The following is a 19357-nucleotide window of genomic DNA, read 5'->3' on the forward strand; positions in this document are numbered from 1 at the left end:
CCGCGCCAAGGCGCGTCAGCGCGCGCGGATTGGCGGGCCTTCTTTTTAAGGCGATGCGGCCCGCGCGCGCCGCGCCGCCGCAATTGGGTCCACCCCGGCCCCATCGCGCGCGCCTCCGCCGCGTTTGCGGGCACAAGGCGGCGCCTGCGCAACGGCACTTTCGCCGCTTTTTCCCCCCGAAACGCGCGCGCATTGCCTGCGCAAAATCCGCCGCCGCGCGGGGCCAGAAAATGCGGGCGGTTCCGCACTAACCACCAAAGCGGCAAGATCGGAAGGTTTGTTACCACCCCCCTCAAATCAGGCAGAGTCGCGCCGAAAACCGCGCCCCCGGCACAGGGCCCAAGCCCCCTCAAACCGGGTGGATATGCGGATGGGCGTGGAAATGCGGATGGCTATGGATCTCGGCCGGGCGGAGCACCCCCGCGCGCAGGCTCATCGCCCGCGTCGCAAGCTCGGCCACGAAGGCATCGTCATGCGAGACGAGGATCATCGCACCCGCAAAACCGGCAAGCGCCGCGCGCAGCCGCGCGCCGTTTTCGGCATCGACGCCATTTGTCGGCTCATCGAGCAGGAGCACATCGGGGCGCATGGCAAAGAGCCCGGCAAGGCAAACGAGGCGTTTTTCGCCCCCCGAGAGCCGATGCGTGAAGCGCTCGGCCAGATGTTCGAGACCGAGCCCCGCGAGCGCCTCCAGCGCCGTCGCGCGGGCCTCGGCCTCGGAGGCGCCGAGATTGAGCGGGCCAAAGGCCACATCCTCCACCACGCTCGGGCAAAACAACTGGTCATCGCTGTCTTGAAACAGAAAACCGATGCGGCGGCGGCCTTTGCGGAACTCTGCCTCGGTTCGGCAGGTCTCGCCAAACAGGCTCACGGCACCCGCCGCGGCGCGCTCCAGCCCGACCACGGCGCGCAAAAGCGTGGTCTTGCCCGCGCCGTTCGGGCCAACGATGGCGAGCCGCTCGCCAGCTTTGAGCGTCAGCGTGGCATGGGAGATCACGGCGCGCTCGTCGCGGCGGATTTCCAGATCGGTCAGCGTCAGAAGCGGGATCAACGGGCAAGCTCCCAGAGCAGGATCACAAGGAAGGGGGCGCCAAGCGCCCCGGCGCGGGCCAGATCTGCCGCGGGGATCGGCGGGGGCACCGGGCGCGGCAGCCGCCCTGCATAGCCGCGCAGGCGCATCGCCTCTTCCACCCGGTCCGCGCGGGCGAGCGCGCGCATCAGCATCCGCCCGATCAGCCAGCCATAGGCGCGCCAACTGTGCCGGTTCGTGCCGGGGTGAAAGGCGCGCGCCCGCATCGCCTCCTGCGCGCGCGCCATCTCGGCGCGGATCAGCGCGAGGTAGCGCACGAGGCCAAGAAAGATGCGGATCAGCCGCTCGGGCAGATGCGCCGCCCGAGCGGCGGCCCCCAAATGCTCGGGCGCGGTGCCCGCAAACAGCGCGGCAAGCAGCAGCACCGAGGCGGTGACCTTGGCGGCAAGGGTGAGCGTGCGCGCAAGCCCCGCATCGGTGAGCGTGACCGGGCCAAGCGAGAGCAAGGCCGCACCCGGCACCGAGAAGGGCAAGGTGACAAAGAGGAGCGCGAGAAACGCCTCAAGATGGATCAGCCGCCGCCACGGCAGGGCGCGGCGCTCCAGGAGATAGAGGGCCAGCACCAGCCCCAGCGCGGCGCAGGCGGGGCCAGGCCGCGTGAGCGGCGCGATCAGAACGAGCGCGCAAATCCCTGCCGCAAGCCGGGGTCGCAGATCGACCGGCGCGAGCCTCACCGGCGCCGCCCGCGTGCCCACAGGCCAATGCCGGCGAGGCCGATGATCAAAAACAGGCCCGACATCAGATCCGTGAGCCGCATCCGGTTGTCCATCTGCTCGATCCGCTCGGCAAGCGGGGCGACCTCGCGCGCAACCGCCACCGCCACGAGCGCGGCCAGCTCGGGGCCCGCCGCTTCGGGCGCGGCAGGCTCTGGCGCGGCCAGAGCGGGCGCCGGCGCGCCCGGAACCGCGCCGAACCGCGCGGGCGCCAGTTCCGCGCGGGCGACATGACCGTCGCCGGTGTTGAGCGTCACGGTGACGGGGCCGGTGACGGAAGCCGGGGCCGCAAAAGCAAAGCCGCCCGAAGCGTCGGTTTTGCCCTGCGCGAGGGGCGCACCGGCCATCTCGGCCTGCCACTCCACGCCCTCAGGCCGCCCGCCGCCGATGAAAAAGCCATAACCGCTCACCTGATCGCCGACCACCTTGGCAAAGACCTTCATCCCATGTGCGCTCGCCGGGCTCGCCGCAAGGAGGGCAGCAAAAAGGAGAAGGGCGCGGATCATGCCGGCTCCCCCTCCCCCGGCAGGATCGGGTGCAACGCCCGCGGCTCGACGCGCGCGAGAAAAGAGGTGATCGCACCTGTGATCGCCGCCTCGACAAGGGCGAGCGGCAGATAGGTGACGGCAAGGATCTTCGCCGCCGGGGTAAATTCGGGCGCAGAGAGATAAAGCGCAAGCGCCACCCCCCCTGCGGTGGCCAGCACCGCAAGCGCCGCCCCCAGCGCGGCCAGCGCGCCCGCGCGAACGGAGCTTTTTGCGGCGCGGATCATCGGGCCGAGAACAAGGCCCACCATTGCGCCCGGAAGCGCGATATTGAGCGTGTTCACGCCCAGGGTCGTCAGCCCGCCAATGCCGAACAGCGCGGCCTGCAGCGCAAGCGCCACCAGCACCGCCGGAAAGATCCCCCAGCCGAGCATCACCCCCATCAGCCCCGACAGCATCAGATGCACGCTCGAAGGGCCCACCGGCACCGCCACGAGCGAGGCGGCAAAGAACACCGCGGCCAACAGCGCCACCCGCGGGATCGCCCGGTCATCGAGCGCGCGCAGGCCCATGCCCACGCCCGCCACGGCCAGAGCGCCGCCCCCGATCAGCACCGGCAGCGTCAGGATTCCGTCGGGAATATGCGCCATCTTGCGACCTTCCTGCCTATCGTCCGGGCGCCGTGGCCTGCACCCAGATCAGCGCGCCCTCCTCAACCGGAACCTCCCGGCCCTCGGGCGACAGCATCGGCCTATCAGCTTCGGTCAGCGCCGCAAAGCCCCACCACCCGGCAAACGGCATCGTGTAAGAGAAGGTGCCATGGGCATCCGCGGTGATCACCTGCGTGACGAAAGCCTCGTTCGGCGCGGCAATCCCGGCGGTGTTGACAAGCTCCACCTCCACCTCGGCAAAAGGCACCGGCGCGCCCGCCTTCATCACCACGCCGGAAAAGGCATTGCCGACCCAGAGCCCGGTCGGGCGGGTGAGCGGGCGGATCTCGACCGGCAGGCCCACCATGGCCTCCCAGCCCGCGCCCGAGGCCCAACTGTCGACCACAACCTTGGCATAATGCACGATATACTTGCCCTCGGCGGGCTCCCAATAGGGTTGGGGCGTGACCCAGAACACGGCCCCGCCCGGTTCGGGCAGATCGACGCTGACACCCCAGGCACTCTTGCCCTCTTTCGGCGTTGCGGTGAGCGCGGGCAGCAGATCCGTTTTTTCTCCGCCCGCGAGCATGCCCACGGCGGCGGGGCGCGCCATCTCCATCACCGGCCCGCCTTCGAACGGATGGGTGAAGGTGAGATCGAGCGTGACCGCGCCGCCCTCGGGCAGCACATCTGCCGAGGGCAGGATCTCTTGAAAATGCGCGCAGGCCGGCGCGGCAGAGAGCGCAAGCGCGGCGGCGGCCAGAAGCGGGGCGTTGCGGCGGGGCATCGGATCCTCCCTGAATGGCACCCTTGTATGATTTATCCAAAGATTCATCATACCGCCACGCCACGCAAGCAAAAACCGTTGCGAAAGCGCAAAAAGAATCAGAAAATCAGCATGGTAAGCCTCTGACCACCGGAAAGGACAAGTTTCCATGCAGCGTGTGACGATCACCCTGACCGAGGATCTGGCGACCGAGCTTGACCTGTTCATGGCGCGCAGCGGGGCGGACAACCGCTCTGAGGCGATCCGCGATCTGGTGCGGCGCGCGCTTCTGGCCCGCCCCGATGCGCCCCCCGAGGCGCCCTGCCTCGCGGTGATGTCCTGCACCGTCGATCATGGCCTGCGCAACCTCGGCGCCCGGCTCGCCCAGCGCCGGCTCGACACGCATGACCACACGCTTGCCGCCCTTTCGGTGCCGCTCGATCACACCACCTCGCTCGAAATCGAGGTCACGCGGGGCACGCTTGCCAGCGTCACCCGCACCGCCGAGGCACAGTTTTTGGAGCGCGGCGTTGCGCATGGCACGCTTGCGCTCATTCCGGTGCGCGACGACGGCGCGCGGCACGCCCATGATCATGGCCACGGCGCGCCCGGCCATGCGCACAGCCACACCCGCGTGCAGGCCGGGTTTGGCGGCACCGAGGCCTGAGAGGCGCCATGCCGCAGGGCCGCGCGCACACGTCATTTGAACGTTACACAAACGTCAACCAGACGTCGCAGAGCGAGCCTAGCAGGGGGGCACCCCAACCTTAGACAGGATCAGGTGCTCGACATGACTTTCAAATCCGCCCTGCTGGGCGCCACGGCCCTCGTGCTGCTGCCCGGCCTCGCGCTCGCCCATGAGATCAGCTTCGCCCCGGTGCCGTTCGCGGCTGAGGATGCCGCCAAACGGCAGGTTCTCGCCACCGACAAGATCGTCATCGACGGTCAGGAACATGCCATTGGCTACAACATCCTCGCCCGCACCGGCGACAAGATCGGCGATGGCGTCTTTGGCGCGCTGGTCGATGAAAACGGCAAGGTCGTGACCGCCGAGGATGGCTCGGAAGCGCTCTCGGTCGATGCCGACTTCGCCTCGCTGCTCCCGGTCGGCGACAAGCTCTATTCGATCAGCCATTTCGAATCGCGCCCCGGCGCGATGTATGTGAGCGAGCTCAAGCAAGATGCCGATGGCAAGCTGACCCCGGTCTCGACCAAGCCGGTCGAATTCAAGGATCTGGGCGGGCTCTGGGTGCCCTGCGCGGGCTCCGTGACGCCCTGGGGCACGCATCTGGGCTCTGAAGAGTATCCGCCGGATGCCGAAGCGATCGAAACCGCCGCCGCGCTCTCGGATATTGACGATTACTATTTCCCGATGGTGCGCTTCTTTGGCGTGGACCCGGCGAAAATGGACCTCGCGACGTTCCGCTCGGTGTTCAACCCCTATGCCTATGGCTATCCGACCGAGATCACCGTCTCGGAAGATGGCGCGGCCAAGGCCGACAAGCATTACGCGATGGGCCGCGTTGCGGTGGAACTCGCCTATGTGCTGCCCGACCAGAAAACCGCCTATATCTCGGATGACGGCACCAACGTCGGGCTGTTCAAATTTGTCGCCGACACGGCGGGCGATCTGAGCGCCGGCACGCTTTATGCCGCGAAATGGGTGCAGACCTCGGCTGAAAACGGCGGCGCGGCAACGCTTGAATGGATCGACCTCGGCCATGCGACCGAAGCCGAGATCGCCGCAGCGATCGCCAAGAAACCGGCCTTCTCGGATATTTTCGAAGCGACCAAGCTGGGCGACGACGGCACCTGCACCATGGACTTCGCGCCTTCGAACGCCGAGGGCGTGCTCGAATGCCTGAAGGTGAAACCGGGCATGGAAGCGGTGGCCTCGCGCATCGAGACCCGCCGCTACGCCTCGATGCTGGGCGCCTCGACCGAGTTTCGGAAGATGGAAGGCATCACCTACAACCCCGACACGCATCAGCTTTATGTGGCGATGTCGGAAGTGGCCAAGGGCATGACCGCGGGCGACAAGAAGGATCTCGCCTCGCGCGACCTGATCCAGCTGCCGAAAAACGCCTGCGGCACCGTCTTCGCGCTCGATCTGGACGAAAACTTCAATGCCACGACGATGAAGGCGCTGATCTCGGGCAAGCCGATGAGCGATGAACAGGTGGCCGCTGCGGCCGATCCGAACTGCGACCCCGCGCATAACATGTGCGGCGCCGCGGCCGAGGTGAACACCTGCGATATCAACGCGATCGCCAACCCCGACAACATCACCTACATGCCGGGCACGAACACGCTGATCATCGGCGAAGACACCGGCGAAGGCCACCAGAACGACGTGATCTGGGCGATGAACCTCGGCTCGGGCGAACTGACCCGGATCTTCTCGACGCCCTACGGCTCGGAAACCACCTCGCCCTATTTCTACCCGAATGTGGGCGGCCATGCCTATCTGATGGCCGTGGTGCAGCACCCCTACGGGGAATCGGATGAAGACAAGCTGCAAGACGCTGCCGATGCGCGCGCCTATGTCGGCTACATCGGCCCGATGCCCGCGCTCGACGCAAAATAAGCACAGCCACAAGCCGACGGGGAGGGACCGCCCTCCCCGTCTTTTTGCAGGAGACATAGATGACCCACCCCGCTGCCCGCATAAGCCTCGCATGTCTGGTTCTGGCCGGTCTGGCCCTGCCCGCGCACGCCGCCCCGCCGGTGGTGGATCTCAAAACCACGGTGCTGAAAAACCGCACCGCCTATATTCCCCCGCAGTGCTACACCAAAACCGAGGATGCCGCGGGCGCGGTGCATAACCCGTGCTTCACCTGCCATGTCGAGAGCCGGGCGCCGCATTTCATCAACGATGATGACCTGCAAACCGCCTACAGCCTGCCCGGCCCGGCGCTGAAAAACCCCTGGACGAACCTTTTTGTCGACCGCCGCGCCGAGGTGGCCAAGGTGAGCGATGACGAGATCCTCGCCTATATCCGCACCGGCAATTATCTCGATCACGAGGGCCGGAACCTGCTCGCCGCGAAACTCGCCGATCTGCCCCCCGAATGGGATGTGAACGGCGATGGCCGCTGGAACGGCTTCACCCCGGATGTGACCTACAATTTCGATGCGGACGGCTTCGACATCGGCGCCGATGGCCGCATGACCGGCTGGCGGGCTTTTGCCTATTATCCGCTCAATGGCGCCTTCTGGCCCACCAATGGCGCCACCGATGACGTGATGATCCGCCTGCCCGCGGCCTACCGCGAAACCGCGGATGGCACCGAGAACCGGCTTGTGTACGAGACCAACCTCGCCATCGTCGAGGCGCTGATCCGCCGCGCCCCGGTGCCGATCGCGCCCACCGACGAAACCGCCCTCGGCGTTGATCTCGACCATGACGGCAAGCTCGGTCAGGCGCTTTTCGTTGCCTTTGACTGGGCGCCCAAAGAGGGGCGCACCATGAGCTGGGTGGGGCTTGCCAAAAGCCTGCAGGCGGCGGGCTCGGCGCCCTTGGCCGCCGGGCTCTACCCGCTTGGCACGGAATTTTTGCACACCGTGCGGTATATCGACCTTGATGAGACCTCGGGCGAGATCCGCATGGCAGCGCGGCTGAAAGAGTTGCGCTACATGCGCAAGACCCGCTGGCAGACCTATTTCGACCGGCAGGAGGGCGCGCTCGCCGAAGCCAAGGAACGTGTCGATTTCCCGGACCGGATCTCGCTCTTCTTCGGCTCTTCGGAAGAGGGGGTGACAAATGGCACCGGCTGGCGCCTGCAGGGCTTCATCGAGGATGCCAAGGGCGATCTGCGCCCGCAAAGTTTTGAGGAAACGGTGTTTTGCATCGGCTGCCATGGCGGGGTCGGCGCCAATGACGATGACACTTTCGCCTTCCCGCGCAAGGTGCCTGCAACGCTTGGCAATGGCGGCTGGTGGCACTGGAGCCAAAAGGCGCTTTACGGCATCCCCGAGATGATCCGCGCCGATGGCGCCCCCGAATATGCGCATTACCTGCAAGCGAATGGCGCAGGCGACGAATTGCGCGGCAATACCGAGGTGATCGAACGCTACCTGACCGAAGCAGGCACGCTGCGCCCCGCGCCGGTGGCAACGTTTCGCGCCGATGTCTCCCGGCTTCTTTACCCCTCGCCCGCCCGCGCGCTCGCGCTTGACAAGGCCTACCGGGAGATCGTGCGCGAGCAGAGCTTCGCGAAAGGGCGTGACGCCACCGTCGTGCCACAGGATAACGTGCATCGCGAGGTGACGCAGGACCAATCCACCGGCATCACCCGCCCGCTCTCCGCCTGGTATGAGTGACACCGCCTGGATGGCGCTGAATTTGCGAGGGCGCCAAAGCCTGAGCCGAATGGCGCATTCTGTTCCGGTCGGCAGACACCTGATCCGCCGCGATGTGCGCCTGAGCGGTGCGGTTGCGGCCGCATCACCAGGGCCGGATACGGGCCCGGCATGCTCGACCCTCCCTTCCAGAACGCCTCGCAGGTCACGTTTCAGGGGCAGAACACCTTTCTCAACCGCAGCCTTCACGGCGGCACGGCGGCGCGGGCGGCGTTTATCTGTTGCACCCAAGGCCGTCCTTGCGCGCAAAGGCTGCGGGCGCCTGCGCGCTTGATCGCGCGCCCCTCCGCCTCGCGCCGTCCCCCCATACCCCAGATCTGCCGCTGACGGGCTGAGGGACAAAGTGGCACTCTGCCCAAGACGAAGGCGGCTTTGGAATCCGCGGCGCGGCAAATCTGCAAAATCTGAGGTTTGCAACAGGGATCAAGGCTTTGCGGGGCGTGCCTGAGGAGATCCGCTAGTATTCCGCACGCGCGCCGCCTAAGGTGACGCAATGTCATGCGCCGCGCACGCGCGGGATTTGATTCCCGTTCCGTTGCGCGGCGCAAGACAGCCCCGGTCCTACGTTGCCACGCGGGTGTCCGCGGTCTGCCGCAGCCTCGACAGGGCGGTCTCCGGCAGTGGCCGGACATGTACGAGAACCGGGGTGGCGCTGTGCGACAGGCTCTGCTTTTTTTCCAAAAAACGTCGCTGGATGCCGCAGCTGCGGTCAAACCGACATGGAACTGAACCAATGATCCTCACACCCAAGATGAAGCTGTTGCTGGCCTCGGGGCTTGCCAGCCTGATGCTTATGTCGCCGGCGCTGGCCGAGAACATGCTGCGCATTTCCAATACCGAAGACCCGAAGACTGCCGATGCGCAGATGACGACGGATCTGTACACGCTGCCGCTCAATATCTTCGACCGGCTGGTGGAATCGGAGACCACCGGACCGGGGCAATCGAGCCTCGTTCCCGGGCTTGCGGAAAGCTGGGAGGTCTCGGCAGACGGGCTGACCTACACGTTCCATCTGCGCGCGGGCGTGAAGTTTCATGACGGCGCCGTGCTGAGCGCCGATGATGTGGTCTACACGTTTGACCGGATGCTCAACCCGGCCACCAAGGCGCTGAACACCGATATTCTCACCTTCATCGCCGGGGCCGAAGATCGGCTCGACGGCAAGGCCGACAGCGTCTCGGGGCTGAAAGCGCTTGATGATCACACCGTCCAGATCACGCTGGCGCAGCCCTATGCCGCGTTCCTTGCGCTTCTGGCCGCGCCCGGCGCCTCGATCTATGAGCGCGCCTTCACCGAAGCGGCGGGCGACCAGTTCGGCCTGACGCCGGAAACGACGAACGGCACCGGGCCGTTCATCCTGCGTGACTATACGCTCAACGACAGCCAGATGCTTGAGGCAAACGACGATTACTGGCGCGGCCGGCCGGAGCTGGACCGGTTGCTCGTGCGCGTGGTGGCCGATTCCGAAACCCTGCGCATGCTGTTTGAATCCGACGAGATCGACGTGCTCGACCTCGACTATGCGCCGACCCAGACGCCCTATTTCTACGGCAGCGACACCTGGAAGGATCAGATCCGCTCGGGCCCGCGCGTCGGGATTTACTATTACAACATCAACCAGGCCCAGAAGCCGTTTGACGATGTGCGCGTGCGCAAGGCGTTCCAGATGGCGATCGACCGCCAGACCATCGTTGACAAGAACTTCTACGGCAAGGGCAAGCTCGAAGACGGCGTGATGCCGCGCGGGCTGACCTGCTACGCCCCGGCGGAACCGATCACCTATGATCCCGCCAAGGCCAAGGAACTGCTCGCCGAAGCGGGCTACCCCGATGGCGTGGACATCACCCTGAGCCAGGCCGCGAACTGGTCGCAAAAATGGTCCGACATGAACCAGATCGTGCAGGCCCAGATCGCCGAAGCCGGGTTCCGCGCCACGATCGAAACGCCTGACGAGGCAACCTTCATGGCGGCGCGCAAGGCGGGCGAGACGCATAACTACATGCAGGTGTGGTCGGCGGATTTCAACGACCCGGACAACTTCTTCTACACCTTCTTCTCTGAATCCGGCTCGAAGTCGCGCGCCTACAACAACAACGACCCCGAGGTTTTTGCCGATATCGTCACCGCGCGCGGCATGGTCGATCAGGAAGCGCGCTGCAAGCTCTATCAGGATCTGACGGCGCGGATCGTGGGCACCGATGCCGCCTGGGTGCCGCTCTTCAGCCTCGATCACAACTATGTCGTGCAGCCGCGGGTGAAGAACTTCGTGGTGCCGTGGAACGGCTGGAGCGACATGAGCTATTACAAGGTCGAGGTCGAATAAGACCCCGCTCCGGGGCGGATTCACGCCGCCCCGGGCCGCCCCTCTTGCCGCCCTGACCGGGCGGCCTTTCGCCCATCTGCCCCGCCCTGCCGGGGCCGCAGAAAGACCGCTTCGCCGATGTTGATGTTTGCGCTGCGCCGCATTCTGGTGTCGATCCCGGTGCTGATCGGGATCACCATGATCCTCTTCATCATGCTCAACGTGGTGCCCGGCGACCCGGTGGCGCTGATGATGAAGGAACATGCGAGCCCCGATGTGATCGCCCGGGTCCGGGCGCAGATGCATCTCGATGACCCGATGATCGTTCGCTATTTCCGTTTTCTGGCGAATGCGCTTCAGGGTGATCTGGGCAATTCGATCAAGCTCAACCGCCCCGTCACCGATCTTTTGCTCAAGGCCTTTCCCAATACGCTGATGCTGGCGGTCTGTGCCGCGCTCGTTTCCTGGGTGATCGGCATTCCGGCGGGGGTGCTGTCGGCGGTGCGGCGCGACAGCCTGATTGACCGGTTCTTCATGGGCTTCTCGCTTCTGGGCGTCTCGATGCCGGTGTTCTGGTCGGCGCTGCTGTTGCAATACATCTTCGCGATGCAACTGAGGCTTTTGCCGGTTTCGGGCTTTTACGGCTGGAAATACATGATCTTGCCCGCAATTGTGCTGGGCTGGTCCTCGGCGGGGGTGATCGCGCGGCTGACACGCTCAAGCCTGCTGGAGGTGATGCGGCACGATTATATCCGCACCGCCCGCGCCAAGGGCCTGCGCGAGACCGGCGTGATCACCCGCCATGCGCTGAAAAATGCGCTGATCCCGGTGGTGACGATCATGGCGATTCAGGTGGCGGGGCTGCTCTCGGGCGCGGTGATCACGGAATCGATCTTCTCGATCCCCGGCGTCGGGCGCATCACCGTCAACGCGATTTCCTCGCGCGACATGCCGCTGTTGCAAGGCGCGGTGCTCTTTGCCACGGCGCTTGTGATCCTTGGTAATCTGGTGGCCGATATTCTCTATTCGGTCCTTGATCCGCGCATTCGCGCACAGATGAAGAAGGACGCCTGATCATGGCCGCTCCCGCCCCCCCGGCCACCGACCCCGAAACGCTTGAAGACGCAAGCTTCCTGCGGGACACTTTGCGCGCCTTTCGCAAGAACCGCATGGCGATGGTGGGGCTCGCCTTCGTGGTGCTGCTGGTTCTGGGCGCGATCTTTGCCCCCTGGGTGAGCCCGCATGATCCCTATCGCGTGGCGCTGGACGAGCAACTCCTGCCGATGTCGCACACCTATTGGCTCGGCACCGACAATTTTGGCCGCGATGTGCTCACGCGCATCCTTTACGGCGCGCGGATCTCGCTGATGGTGGGGATTGTGCCGAGCCTCGTCTCGCTCACCATCGGCACGGTGCTCGGCATTCTGAGCGGCTATCTTGGCGGCAAGACCGATTTCGTGGTGATGCGGCTTGCCGACATGATGATCGCCTTCCCCTCGCTGCTGCTTGCGATGGTGGTGATGTATACGCTCGGCGCGAACCTTCTGAACATCTTCCTCGCGCTCGCGCTCGTGGGCTGGGCCTCGGTCGCGCGGGTGGTGCGCTCCCAGACCCTCGCCCTGCGCGAGAAGGAATTCATCGAGGCGGCGCGCGCCAATGGCACCGCCCGCGCCACGATCATGTTTGCCCATATCTTCCCCAATGTGGTGCCAACGCTGATCGTGCTCTTTTCGCTCTCGATCCCGGAGGCGATCATGTGGGAATCGAGCCTCAGCTTTCTGGGCGTTGGCGTGCAACCGCCCGAGGCAAGCTGGGGGCTGCTGGTGGCCAAGGGCAAGGAATACATCTTTCAGGCGCCAAGCGTGGCCATTGCCCCCGGCATCGCGATCCTGCTCACGGTGATGGCCTTCAACTTCATTGGCGACGGGCTGCGCGATGCGCTTGACCCCTCGATGAAGGATTGAGCCGATGGGAAGAGCAGATCCAATCCTTTCGGTGCGCGGCCTCTCGACTGCGTTTTCGGGCGACCGGGGCAATGTGACGGTGCTCGACGATGTGTCTTTCGAGGTCGGGCGCGGCCAGATCGTCGGGCTGGTGGGGGAATCGGGCTCCGGCAAGAGCATGACGGCGCTGTCGCTGATGGGGCTCGTGCCGCAGCCGCAGGGCCGCGTGAGCGCGCGCGAAATCCTTCTCGACGGGGTTGATCTCGCGCGTCTCGACGGCGCCGGGATGCGGCGCATCCGCGGCGGCGAGATGGCGATGGTGTTTCAGGAGCCGATGACGAGCCTGAACCCGGTGCGCAAGGTCTGGGAGCAGGTCGGCGAGCCGCTCGCGATCCATCAGGGGCTTGGGCGTCGGGCGATCCGCGCGCGCGTGCTCGAAATGTTCGAACTCGTGGGCATTCCCGAGCCCAAAAGCCGGCTCGACGCCTATCCGCATCAGCTTTCGGGCGGGCTGCGCCAGCGCGCGATGATCGCGATGGGGCTGATCTGCGAGCCGAAGCTTCTGATCGCGGATGAGCCGACGACGGCGCTGGATGTGACAACGCAGGCGCAGATCCTGCAGCTGATGCGCGATCTGCGCGACCGGGTCGGCACCTCGATCATCATGATCACCCATGATCTGGGGGTGATCGCCGAGATGTGCGACGCGGTCAACGTGATGTATGCGGGCCAGATCGTCGAGCAGGCGGATGTGTTCGACCTGTTCGAGCGCCCCGCCCATCCCTACACGCGCGGCCTGCTCGCCTCGATCCCGCGAGCAAACGAACCCCGCGCCGGGCGGCGCATGCCGAGCATTCCGGGCATGGTGCCAAACCTCGCCAAACTCCCCCCCGGCTGCCGCTTCGCGCCGCGCTGTGGCGATGCGATGCCGCTTTGCGCCCGCGCGCCCGAACTGGCCGCACTCGGTGCGGGGCATTCTGCGCGCTGCTGGTTGCATGCGCCCGAAGCCGCCCAGCCTTTGGAAGAGATGCCGTGACCCAGACCGCAAAAGCCCCCCCCGCCCCCGCACACGACGAGATCCTGATCTCGACGCGGGATCTGACCAAGCATTACCGCATCGGCGGCGGCCTCTTCGGGGGGCCAGCGCGCGTGGTGCGCGCGGTCGATGGCGTGACGCTCGACATCCGCGCCCGCGAAACCTTCGCGCTGGTGGGGGAATCGGGCTGCGGCAAGACCACGCTCGGCCGGGTGATGCTGCGCCTGCAGGAGCCGACCTCCGGCACCATTCGCTACCGCGACACCGATCTGACGGATCTGGGCGAAGGCGCGCTGCGCGCCCTGCGCAAGAACCTGCAGATCGTGTTTCAGGATCCTTTTGCCTCGCTCAATCCGCGCATGCGGATCGAACAGATCCTGGCCGAGCCGCTGCGCAGCCATGGCTATGGCACGCCCGCCGAGATCCGCGAGCGCTGCACCGAATTGCTGGAGATGGTGGGCCTGCGCCGGCAGTATCTGCGCAGCTACCCGCACCAGTTCTCGGGCGGGCAGCGCCAGCGAATCGGCATTGCGCGCGCGCTCGCCAACAAGCCCGATTTCGTGGTCTGCGACGAATCTGTCTCTGCGCTCGATGTCTCGATTCAGGCGCAGGTCTTGAACCTGCTGGGCGATCTGCAAGATCAGCTCCAGCTGACCTATTTCTTCATCACCCACGATCTTTCCGTGGTGCGCCAGTTTGCCGACCGCGTGGGGGTGATGTTTCTGGGCCGGCTGGTCGAGGTTGGCACCACCGAAGAGCTGTTTGCCCATCCGCGGCATCCCTATACGATGCTGCTGATGTCGGCGGTGCCGCGCCCCGATCCGCGCCGCCGCGGCGAGCCGCGCCCGATGATGCAAGGCGAGATCCCGAGCCCGATGAACCTGCCAAAGGGCTGCCGGTTTCACACCCGCTGCCCCTTCGCGCGCGACATCTGCCGCGCCGAGGAACCGATGTTGCAGGGGGGCAGCGGTCCCGCGGTCGCGTGCCATTTTCCGCTTGAGGGATGAAAGGACAATCATGGATCTGATCGTGACCCGGCAGGGCGATATCTGGCAGGCCCGTTACGGCGAAAAAGTCTGGCAGGCCGGTGTGGGGCGCGGCGGCATCGCGCCCAAGCGGATCGAGGGGGATGGCATCAGCCCGATCGGCTGCTGGCCGATCCGGCGCGTGCTCTACCGCGCCGACAAGCTTGGCGAGGCCCCGGCCTCGGTCTTTCCGACCGAGACCATCGCCGCCGATGACGGCTGGTGCGATGCGCCCGAGCACCCCGACTATAACCGCCCGGTGAAGCGCCCCTTTGCGGCCAGCCACGAAGAGATGTGGCGTGCCGATGACCTTTACGACATCGTCGTCGTGCTCGGTCACAATGACGATCCGGTCGTGCCCGGCGCGGGCAGTGCGGTGTTTTTGCATGTGGCAAGCGCAGGCTATGGGGCAACTGCGGGGTGCGCCACGCTGACGCGCGCGGATCTGCTCGAATTTCTCGCTCTGGCCGCGCCGGGAACGCGGCTTTGCTTCCGCGCGGAGGAATAGGACCCATCGTGTCAGAGATCGACCTTTCGGCGCTCGATGAAGCGCTTGACCTGCTCCCCGATCAGTTTCGCGGCCCGGCGGGGGTGGCCGGTGTGGTGCATCGCGGCAAGGTGGTGGCCCAGCGTGCCTGGGGCCATGCGGATGTGGCGGCGCGGCTGCCGATGACGGCGGCCCGCCGCATGCCGATCTGCTCGATCTCGAAGCATATGACCTGCGCCTTGCTCCTTGATCTTTTCGAGAGCCCGGAGGTGCTGGCCCCGCTCCTGCCCGCGCTCTTGCCCAATTTCCGCGGCCCTCTGCCCAGCGTGGCGCAGCTTTGCCACAACCAGTCGGGGCTGCGCGACTATTGGGCGATGACGGTGCTGCACGGCGCCGCCCCCGAGGGCCGGTGCACCCTGGCCGATGGCCTCGCCCTGATCGGGCAGGCGCAGCGCGGCCATTTTGCCCCCGGCGCGCATTTTTCCTATTGCAACGGCAATTTCCGGCTGCTGGCGGAGCTGATCACCCGCGCGACGGGGCACGATTTTGGCGCTCTTCTGGAGGAGCGGCTGTTTCGCCCCGCGGGCATGCCCGGCGCGCGCCTTTCTCCCGATATGGCCGAACGGGTCGACGGGGTGATCGGCTATGAGGGCAATGACGAGGTCGGCTTTCTGCCCGCGCAAAGCGCGATCAGCTGGTTTGGCGATTCCGGCGTCTCGGCCTCGCTCGAGGACATGCTCGCATGGGAAGCGCATATCGATGCGGAGCGCGCGAACCCGGCGGGGCTTTATCAGCGCATTTCCGGCCCGGTGTGCTTTGCCGATGGAACCGCCGCCCCCTATGGCTATGGCCTGCGCCGCTATATGCGCGACGGGCGCGCGGTCACCGCCCATGGCGGCGGGGTGCGGGGCTTTTGTTCTTACCGTCTGCATGTCGCGGCAGAGCGGCTCTCGGTCGTGGTGATCTTCAACCATGAGGCCAGCGCGATGCGGGCCGCCGAGACGCTGATGGCGGCCGCCCTCGGCTTGGCCCCCCCCGCCGCCCCCACGCCCGCAAAGGGCTGGGACGGTCTTTGGCATGACACCGAGACCGGGCTCTTTTTGCGCACGCGCGACACGGCGGGCGGCGTGCGGCTCCATTACGCGGTCTCGCCCGTCACATTGCCGCAAAGCGATGAAACCCGTGCCAGCGCCCCCGATCTTTCCCTGCGACGGGAGGGGGACATGCTGGTCATGACCCGCACCGCCGAGAACCTGACGGTGCACGCCAGGCGCCTGCACCCGCTCGCACGCGCGAACGCGGCAGAGATTGCCGGCACCTACCGGTCCGAAGAGATCGGCGCGACGCTGGTGATCGAGGCCCGAGGCGGTGCCGCCAGCATCGGCTTTGAGGGCATGCTGGGGCGCGGGCCGATGGAGCGGATGTATCCGCTGGCACAAGATCTCTGGACCGTCACCTCCCGCCGCGCGATGGACGCGGCCCCCCCGGGCGAATGGACCGTGCAGATCCGCCGCGATGCCACAGGCGCCGTTGCGGGCCTGACCATCGGCTGCTGGCTGGCCCGCGGGATCGATTATTCGCTCCTCTGATCGGGCCATTCCCCGGCCGTTGCAGCGCCTGCGCCCCGTCCGGGGAACGGCCATGGCGGCCCGGAGCGCCGATCGGAAGCATTTTACTGAAGAAATTCCCGTTCCGATCTAAGCATTTGTGTTTGCCGATGCCATTGCCTGCCCGCTTTCAGGCGGCCTTTTGCAAAGGATTAGGAAACCTGTCGCAGATTTACGGGATGTTGTTTTTTCGGCTGGTAACGATGACCCGTGTTGATCTCCCCAAGACCTCGTTGCGTCGCGTCATGGCGATTTCCCTTGCCGTTCCCGCGCTTCTCGCGCTGGTGTTCGGCGTCTTCCTGATCGTCGAGCGCTGGAGCACATTAAGCGATGCGCGCCGGATGCTGCGATTGATGGATCTGGCCCGAGCTGCAGGTGCGGTGGCCCATGAGCAGCAGCTTGAGCGCGGCTTGACGAGCCTGTTTCTGAACGGCAAGGACGCCAGCCCGTCCGAGCGCCTGATCGCGCAGCGCGCCGCGACCGATGCATCCCGCAAGGCGCTTCTGGCACAGGCTGATGAGATCGGCCTTGACCGCTTGCCCGGCGAGATTTCTGCGCTGGTGACCGAACTCGCCGGAGATTTTGACCGCGCCACGGAGATCCACACCGGGATCGACACGCGCAGCCTGCCGCTGCCCGAAGCCATCGGTTATTTCACCGAGATGAACGCGGATGTTCTGCAAATGGTCAACGAACTGGCCGAGGCCGGGTCGGACGCGCTGATCACCGGCAGGATCGTGGCCTTCAGCGCCTTCATGACGGCAAAGGAACGGTCCGGGCTGGAGCGGGCACTGGGTGCCGGCGCCTTTCGCAAGGGCGTTTTTGACACGCCGATCCTTCTCGCGATGCGCACGATGGTGGCCCAGCAGGAGCAAGCGTTGCTGTTTTTCGATGCGCTCGCCGCGCCTCAGGATCTGGCGGCGGCCGTGCAGCTCGACAGCCTGCCCGCCAGCGCGGAACTTGAGCGGATGCGCAAGATCGCTTTTGCCTCCCCCGATACCCATGACCTTGCCGGGGTGACGGGGGACGCGTTCTTTGCTGCAACGACGGCGCGCATCGACGCCATGAAAGAGATCGAGCTTTCCCTTGGCAATGGCATCAAGGCGGAAGTGACGAAACAGGCCCAATCCGCCCTGATCGGCTTCCTCGCGGTGGGCGCGTTCATCACCGCCGCGCTCTTGCTCTCGCTTTGGATCGGCCTGCGCTCAGTGCGGCGCGCCGAAACGGAGGTGCAGCAACTGGTGGTGGCCGCAGATACGATGGCGCAGGGTGATCTTGATGCGGCGCTCCCCAAGCCGCAACTGCAGGAAACGGCGCGCATGGGCGCCGCGCTCGACAGCTTCCGGGTCAGCATTCTCGAAGGGCAGGCGATCGCACGGCAGGCCGAAGCGGAAGCCGCGGCGCATCGTCAGGCCGAAGCGGAACGCGAGGCGGCGCAACGGGCGGACAAGGAAGCGCGCGTGGCGCGCGAGACCGAGACGGCCCGGCTGGAAGCCGAGCGCGATCATCAGATCGCCACCGAAATCTCTGCGGTGGTGGGCGCTTGTGCGCAAGGCGATTTCTCGCGGCGGATTGATCTGTCCGACAAGCAAGGGATTTTTGCCGAGATCTGCCGCGGCCTGAACGAGATCGGCGAAGCCACCGATGCCAGCATTTCCGAGGTGAATAAGGCGCTCCATCATCTTGCCGAGGGGAATCTGACCTATGAGATCAAGCAGGGCTTTGTCGGCGTTTTCGCCGAGATGGCCCAGTCGGTGCGGGAGGCGAAGGACAGCATCACCCGCACCGTGGTTGCGATCGAGGCCACGACGCAGATCATCGACGGGTCCAGCGCCGAGATCGGCTCTGCCACCCATGATCTGGCGCGCCGCAGTGAGCACAATGCCGCCGTGCTGGAGGAAACCGCCTCCGCACTCGAGGAAATGTCGAGCACAATCGGCGGCATGGCGGGGCTTGCCAATGATGCCAAGGCGCAGATGCGCGATATCTCGAGCCATGCCGAAAACGGCAATGCCATCGCGCAAGATGCGCTCACGGCGATGGAGAGCATCCGGCAATCCTCCGAGCGGATCGAGGGCGTGTTGCAGGTGATCGACGACATCGCCTTCCAGACCAATCTTCTGGCGCTCAATGCCGGGGTCGAGGCGGCCCGGGCGGGCGAGAGCGGGCGCGGCTTTGCCGTCGTTGCCTCCGAGGTTCGGGCCCTTGCGCAACGGTCCTCGGAAGCCTCGCGCGAAATCGCACAGATCATCGAAACGGCAACGCGGGACGTGGGCCGCGGTGTCGAGATGGTGGATCACACCGCAGGCGCGCTTGGCCAGATCGTCGGGGCGCTCCGCAACGTGCAAGAGCGGATCGACCACATCGCGGGCGCCGTTGACGAGAGCAAGCTTGGCATCGCCGAGATTTCCAAGGCCGCGACGGAACTTGACCGGACCTCGCAACAAAACGCGGCGATGATCGAGGAGACGAATGCCGCATTGACCGCGTTGCGCGGCGAGGCGGATCAACTCGTCACCAATGTGGCGCAATTCACGACCGGAACACAGAACCAGCGCGCAACAGCCGCCTGACCTTGCCAATTGCGCCAGGCGCCCGCGTGACCGGGCCGTTCGCCCTCACGCATGCGAGTCCCCGGCTCTCGCCCCGCCCGAAGTCCGGCGGGGCGGGTTGTCGGCACAAAGGATCGCGCAATCGGGGGGCTTTCGGCGTCGCCACGCTCATGCATGCGGCTGCGCACCACCGCCCGACGAAGATCGGGATGATCGGCGCCAAGGCAGGTCGAACGTGCGCAACACCCTGCCCAGCCTGCCAAAGCCGATCATCCCGAACAGCTCGAAAGTCGCGCCCGAAATGCCGGAGATGCCGGCAAAGGGGCTGCTCGATGCGGG

16 protein-coding genes are annotated in these 19357 nt (G+C 65.9%); 11 read left to right on the plus strand and 5 right to left on the minus strand.

The features are described from left to right. Positions 1-349: 349 nt before the first annotated feature. The 5 genes from ACFSM0_RS00585 to ACFSM0_RS00605 are packed head-to-tail and all read right to left on the minus strand — an operon-like array spanning position 350 to position 3725. Positions 350-1051 (minus strand): energy-coupling factor ABC transporter ATP-binding protein, encoded by a 702-nt coding sequence (locus tag ACFSM0_RS00585; protein WP_377385612.1) that lies wholly within the window; start codon positions 1049-1051, stop codon positions 350-352. After that, positions 1048-1764: an energy-coupling factor transporter transmembrane component T family protein gene (locus ACFSM0_RS00590; RefSeq protein WP_377385615.1), complete on the minus strand. Its 717-nt coding sequence runs from the start codon at positions 1762-1764 to the stop codon at positions 1048-1050. The genes ACFSM0_RS00585 and ACFSM0_RS00590 overlap by 4 nt, the downstream gene beginning before the upstream one ends. Continuing rightward, positions 1761-2309, minus strand: coding sequence for a cobalamin biosynthesis protein CbiL (locus tag ACFSM0_RS00595; RefSeq protein ID WP_377385618.1), 549 nt, complete (start codon positions 2307-2309; stop codon positions 1761-1763). The genes ACFSM0_RS00590 and ACFSM0_RS00595 overlap by 4 nt, the downstream gene beginning before the upstream one ends. Then, the gene (gene cbiM / locus ACFSM0_RS00600) at positions 2306-2938 is read right to left on the minus strand and encodes a cobalt transporter CbiM (RefSeq protein WP_377385621.1); all 633 of its coding nucleotides are present in this window, start codon (positions 2936-2938) and stop codon (positions 2306-2308) included. Before cbiM ends, ACFSM0_RS00595 begins: the two co-directional genes overlap by 4 nt. Positions 2939-2954: 16 nt before the next feature. Continuing rightward, on the minus strand, positions 2955-3725 hold the full coding sequence (locus ACFSM0_RS00605) for a DUF4198 domain-containing protein (protein WP_377385624.1): 771 nt from the start codon (positions 3723-3725) through the stop codon (positions 2955-2957). A gap of 148 nt (positions 3726-3873) precedes the next feature. Between ACFSM0_RS00605 and nikR the strand changes: the two genes are divergently transcribed. The 11 genes from nikR (at position 3874) to ACFSM0_RS00660 (ending at position 19039) form a co-directional block, all read left to right on the plus strand. Further along, the gene (gene nikR / locus ACFSM0_RS00610; RefSeq protein ID WP_377385627.1) at positions 3874-4371 is read left to right on the plus strand and encodes a nickel-responsive transcriptional regulator NikR; all 498 of its coding nucleotides are present in this window, start codon (positions 3874-3876) and stop codon (positions 4369-4371) included. Between the two features lie 123 nt (positions 4372-4494). Continuing rightward, positions 4495-6291 (plus strand): PhoX family protein, encoded by a 1797-nt coding sequence (locus tag ACFSM0_RS00615; RefSeq protein WP_377385629.1) that lies wholly within the window; start codon positions 4495-4497, stop codon positions 6289-6291. Between the two features lie 59 nt (positions 6292-6350). Next, positions 6351-8027: a hypothetical protein gene (locus ACFSM0_RS00620; protein ID WP_377385632.1), complete on the plus strand. Its 1677-nt coding sequence runs from the start codon at positions 6351-6353 to the stop codon at positions 8025-8027. Between the two features lie 772 nt (positions 8028-8799). After that, positions 8800-10389, plus strand: a complete 1590-nt coding sequence (locus ACFSM0_RS00625; protein ID WP_377385634.1) for an ABC transporter substrate-binding protein — start codon at positions 8800-8802, stop codon at positions 10387-10389. 117 nt (positions 10390-10506) lie between these two features. Further along, entirely contained in the window at positions 10507-11442 is a 936-nt protein-coding gene (locus ACFSM0_RS00630) for an ABC transporter permease (protein WP_377385637.1), read from the plus strand. Positions 11443-11444: 2 nt separating this feature from the next. Further along, on the plus strand, positions 11445-12332 hold the full coding sequence (locus ACFSM0_RS00635; RefSeq protein ID WP_377385640.1) for an ABC transporter permease: 888 nt from the start codon (positions 11445-11447) through the stop codon (positions 12330-12332). 4 nt (positions 12333-12336) lie between these two features. After that, positions 12337-13347 (plus strand): ABC transporter ATP-binding protein, encoded by a 1011-nt coding sequence (locus ACFSM0_RS00640; protein WP_377385643.1) that lies wholly within the window; start codon positions 12337-12339, stop codon positions 13345-13347. Further along, complete coding sequence (locus ACFSM0_RS00645) at positions 13344-14354, plus strand: ABC transporter ATP-binding protein (RefSeq protein WP_377385646.1); 1011 nt, start codon at positions 13344-13346, stop codon at positions 14352-14354. The genes ACFSM0_RS00640 and ACFSM0_RS00645 overlap by 4 nt, the downstream gene beginning before the upstream one ends. A gap of 10 nt (positions 14355-14364) precedes the next feature. Beyond that, complete coding sequence (locus ACFSM0_RS00650) at positions 14365-14880, plus strand: L,D-transpeptidase family protein (protein WP_377385649.1); 516 nt, start codon at positions 14365-14367, stop codon at positions 14878-14880. A gap of 8 nt (positions 14881-14888) precedes the next feature. Further along, positions 14889-16448: a D-aminopeptidase gene (locus ACFSM0_RS00655; RefSeq protein WP_377385652.1), complete on the plus strand. Its 1560-nt coding sequence runs from the start codon at positions 14889-14891 to the stop codon at positions 16446-16448. 221 nt (positions 16449-16669) lie between these two features. Continuing rightward, a complete protein-coding gene (locus tag ACFSM0_RS00660) occupies positions 16670-19039 on the plus strand; it encodes a methyl-accepting chemotaxis protein (RefSeq protein WP_377385655.1) in 2370 nt (789 codons plus the stop codon). The last annotated feature ends 318 nt before the right edge of the window (positions 19040-19357 follow it).

Origin of the sequence: Rhodobacter lacus (assembly GCF_042683065.1) — a bacterium.
In the GTDB taxonomy this organism is placed as follows: Bacteria; Pseudomonadota; Alphaproteobacteria; order Rhodobacterales; family Rhodobacteraceae; genus Rhodobacter; species Rhodobacter lacus.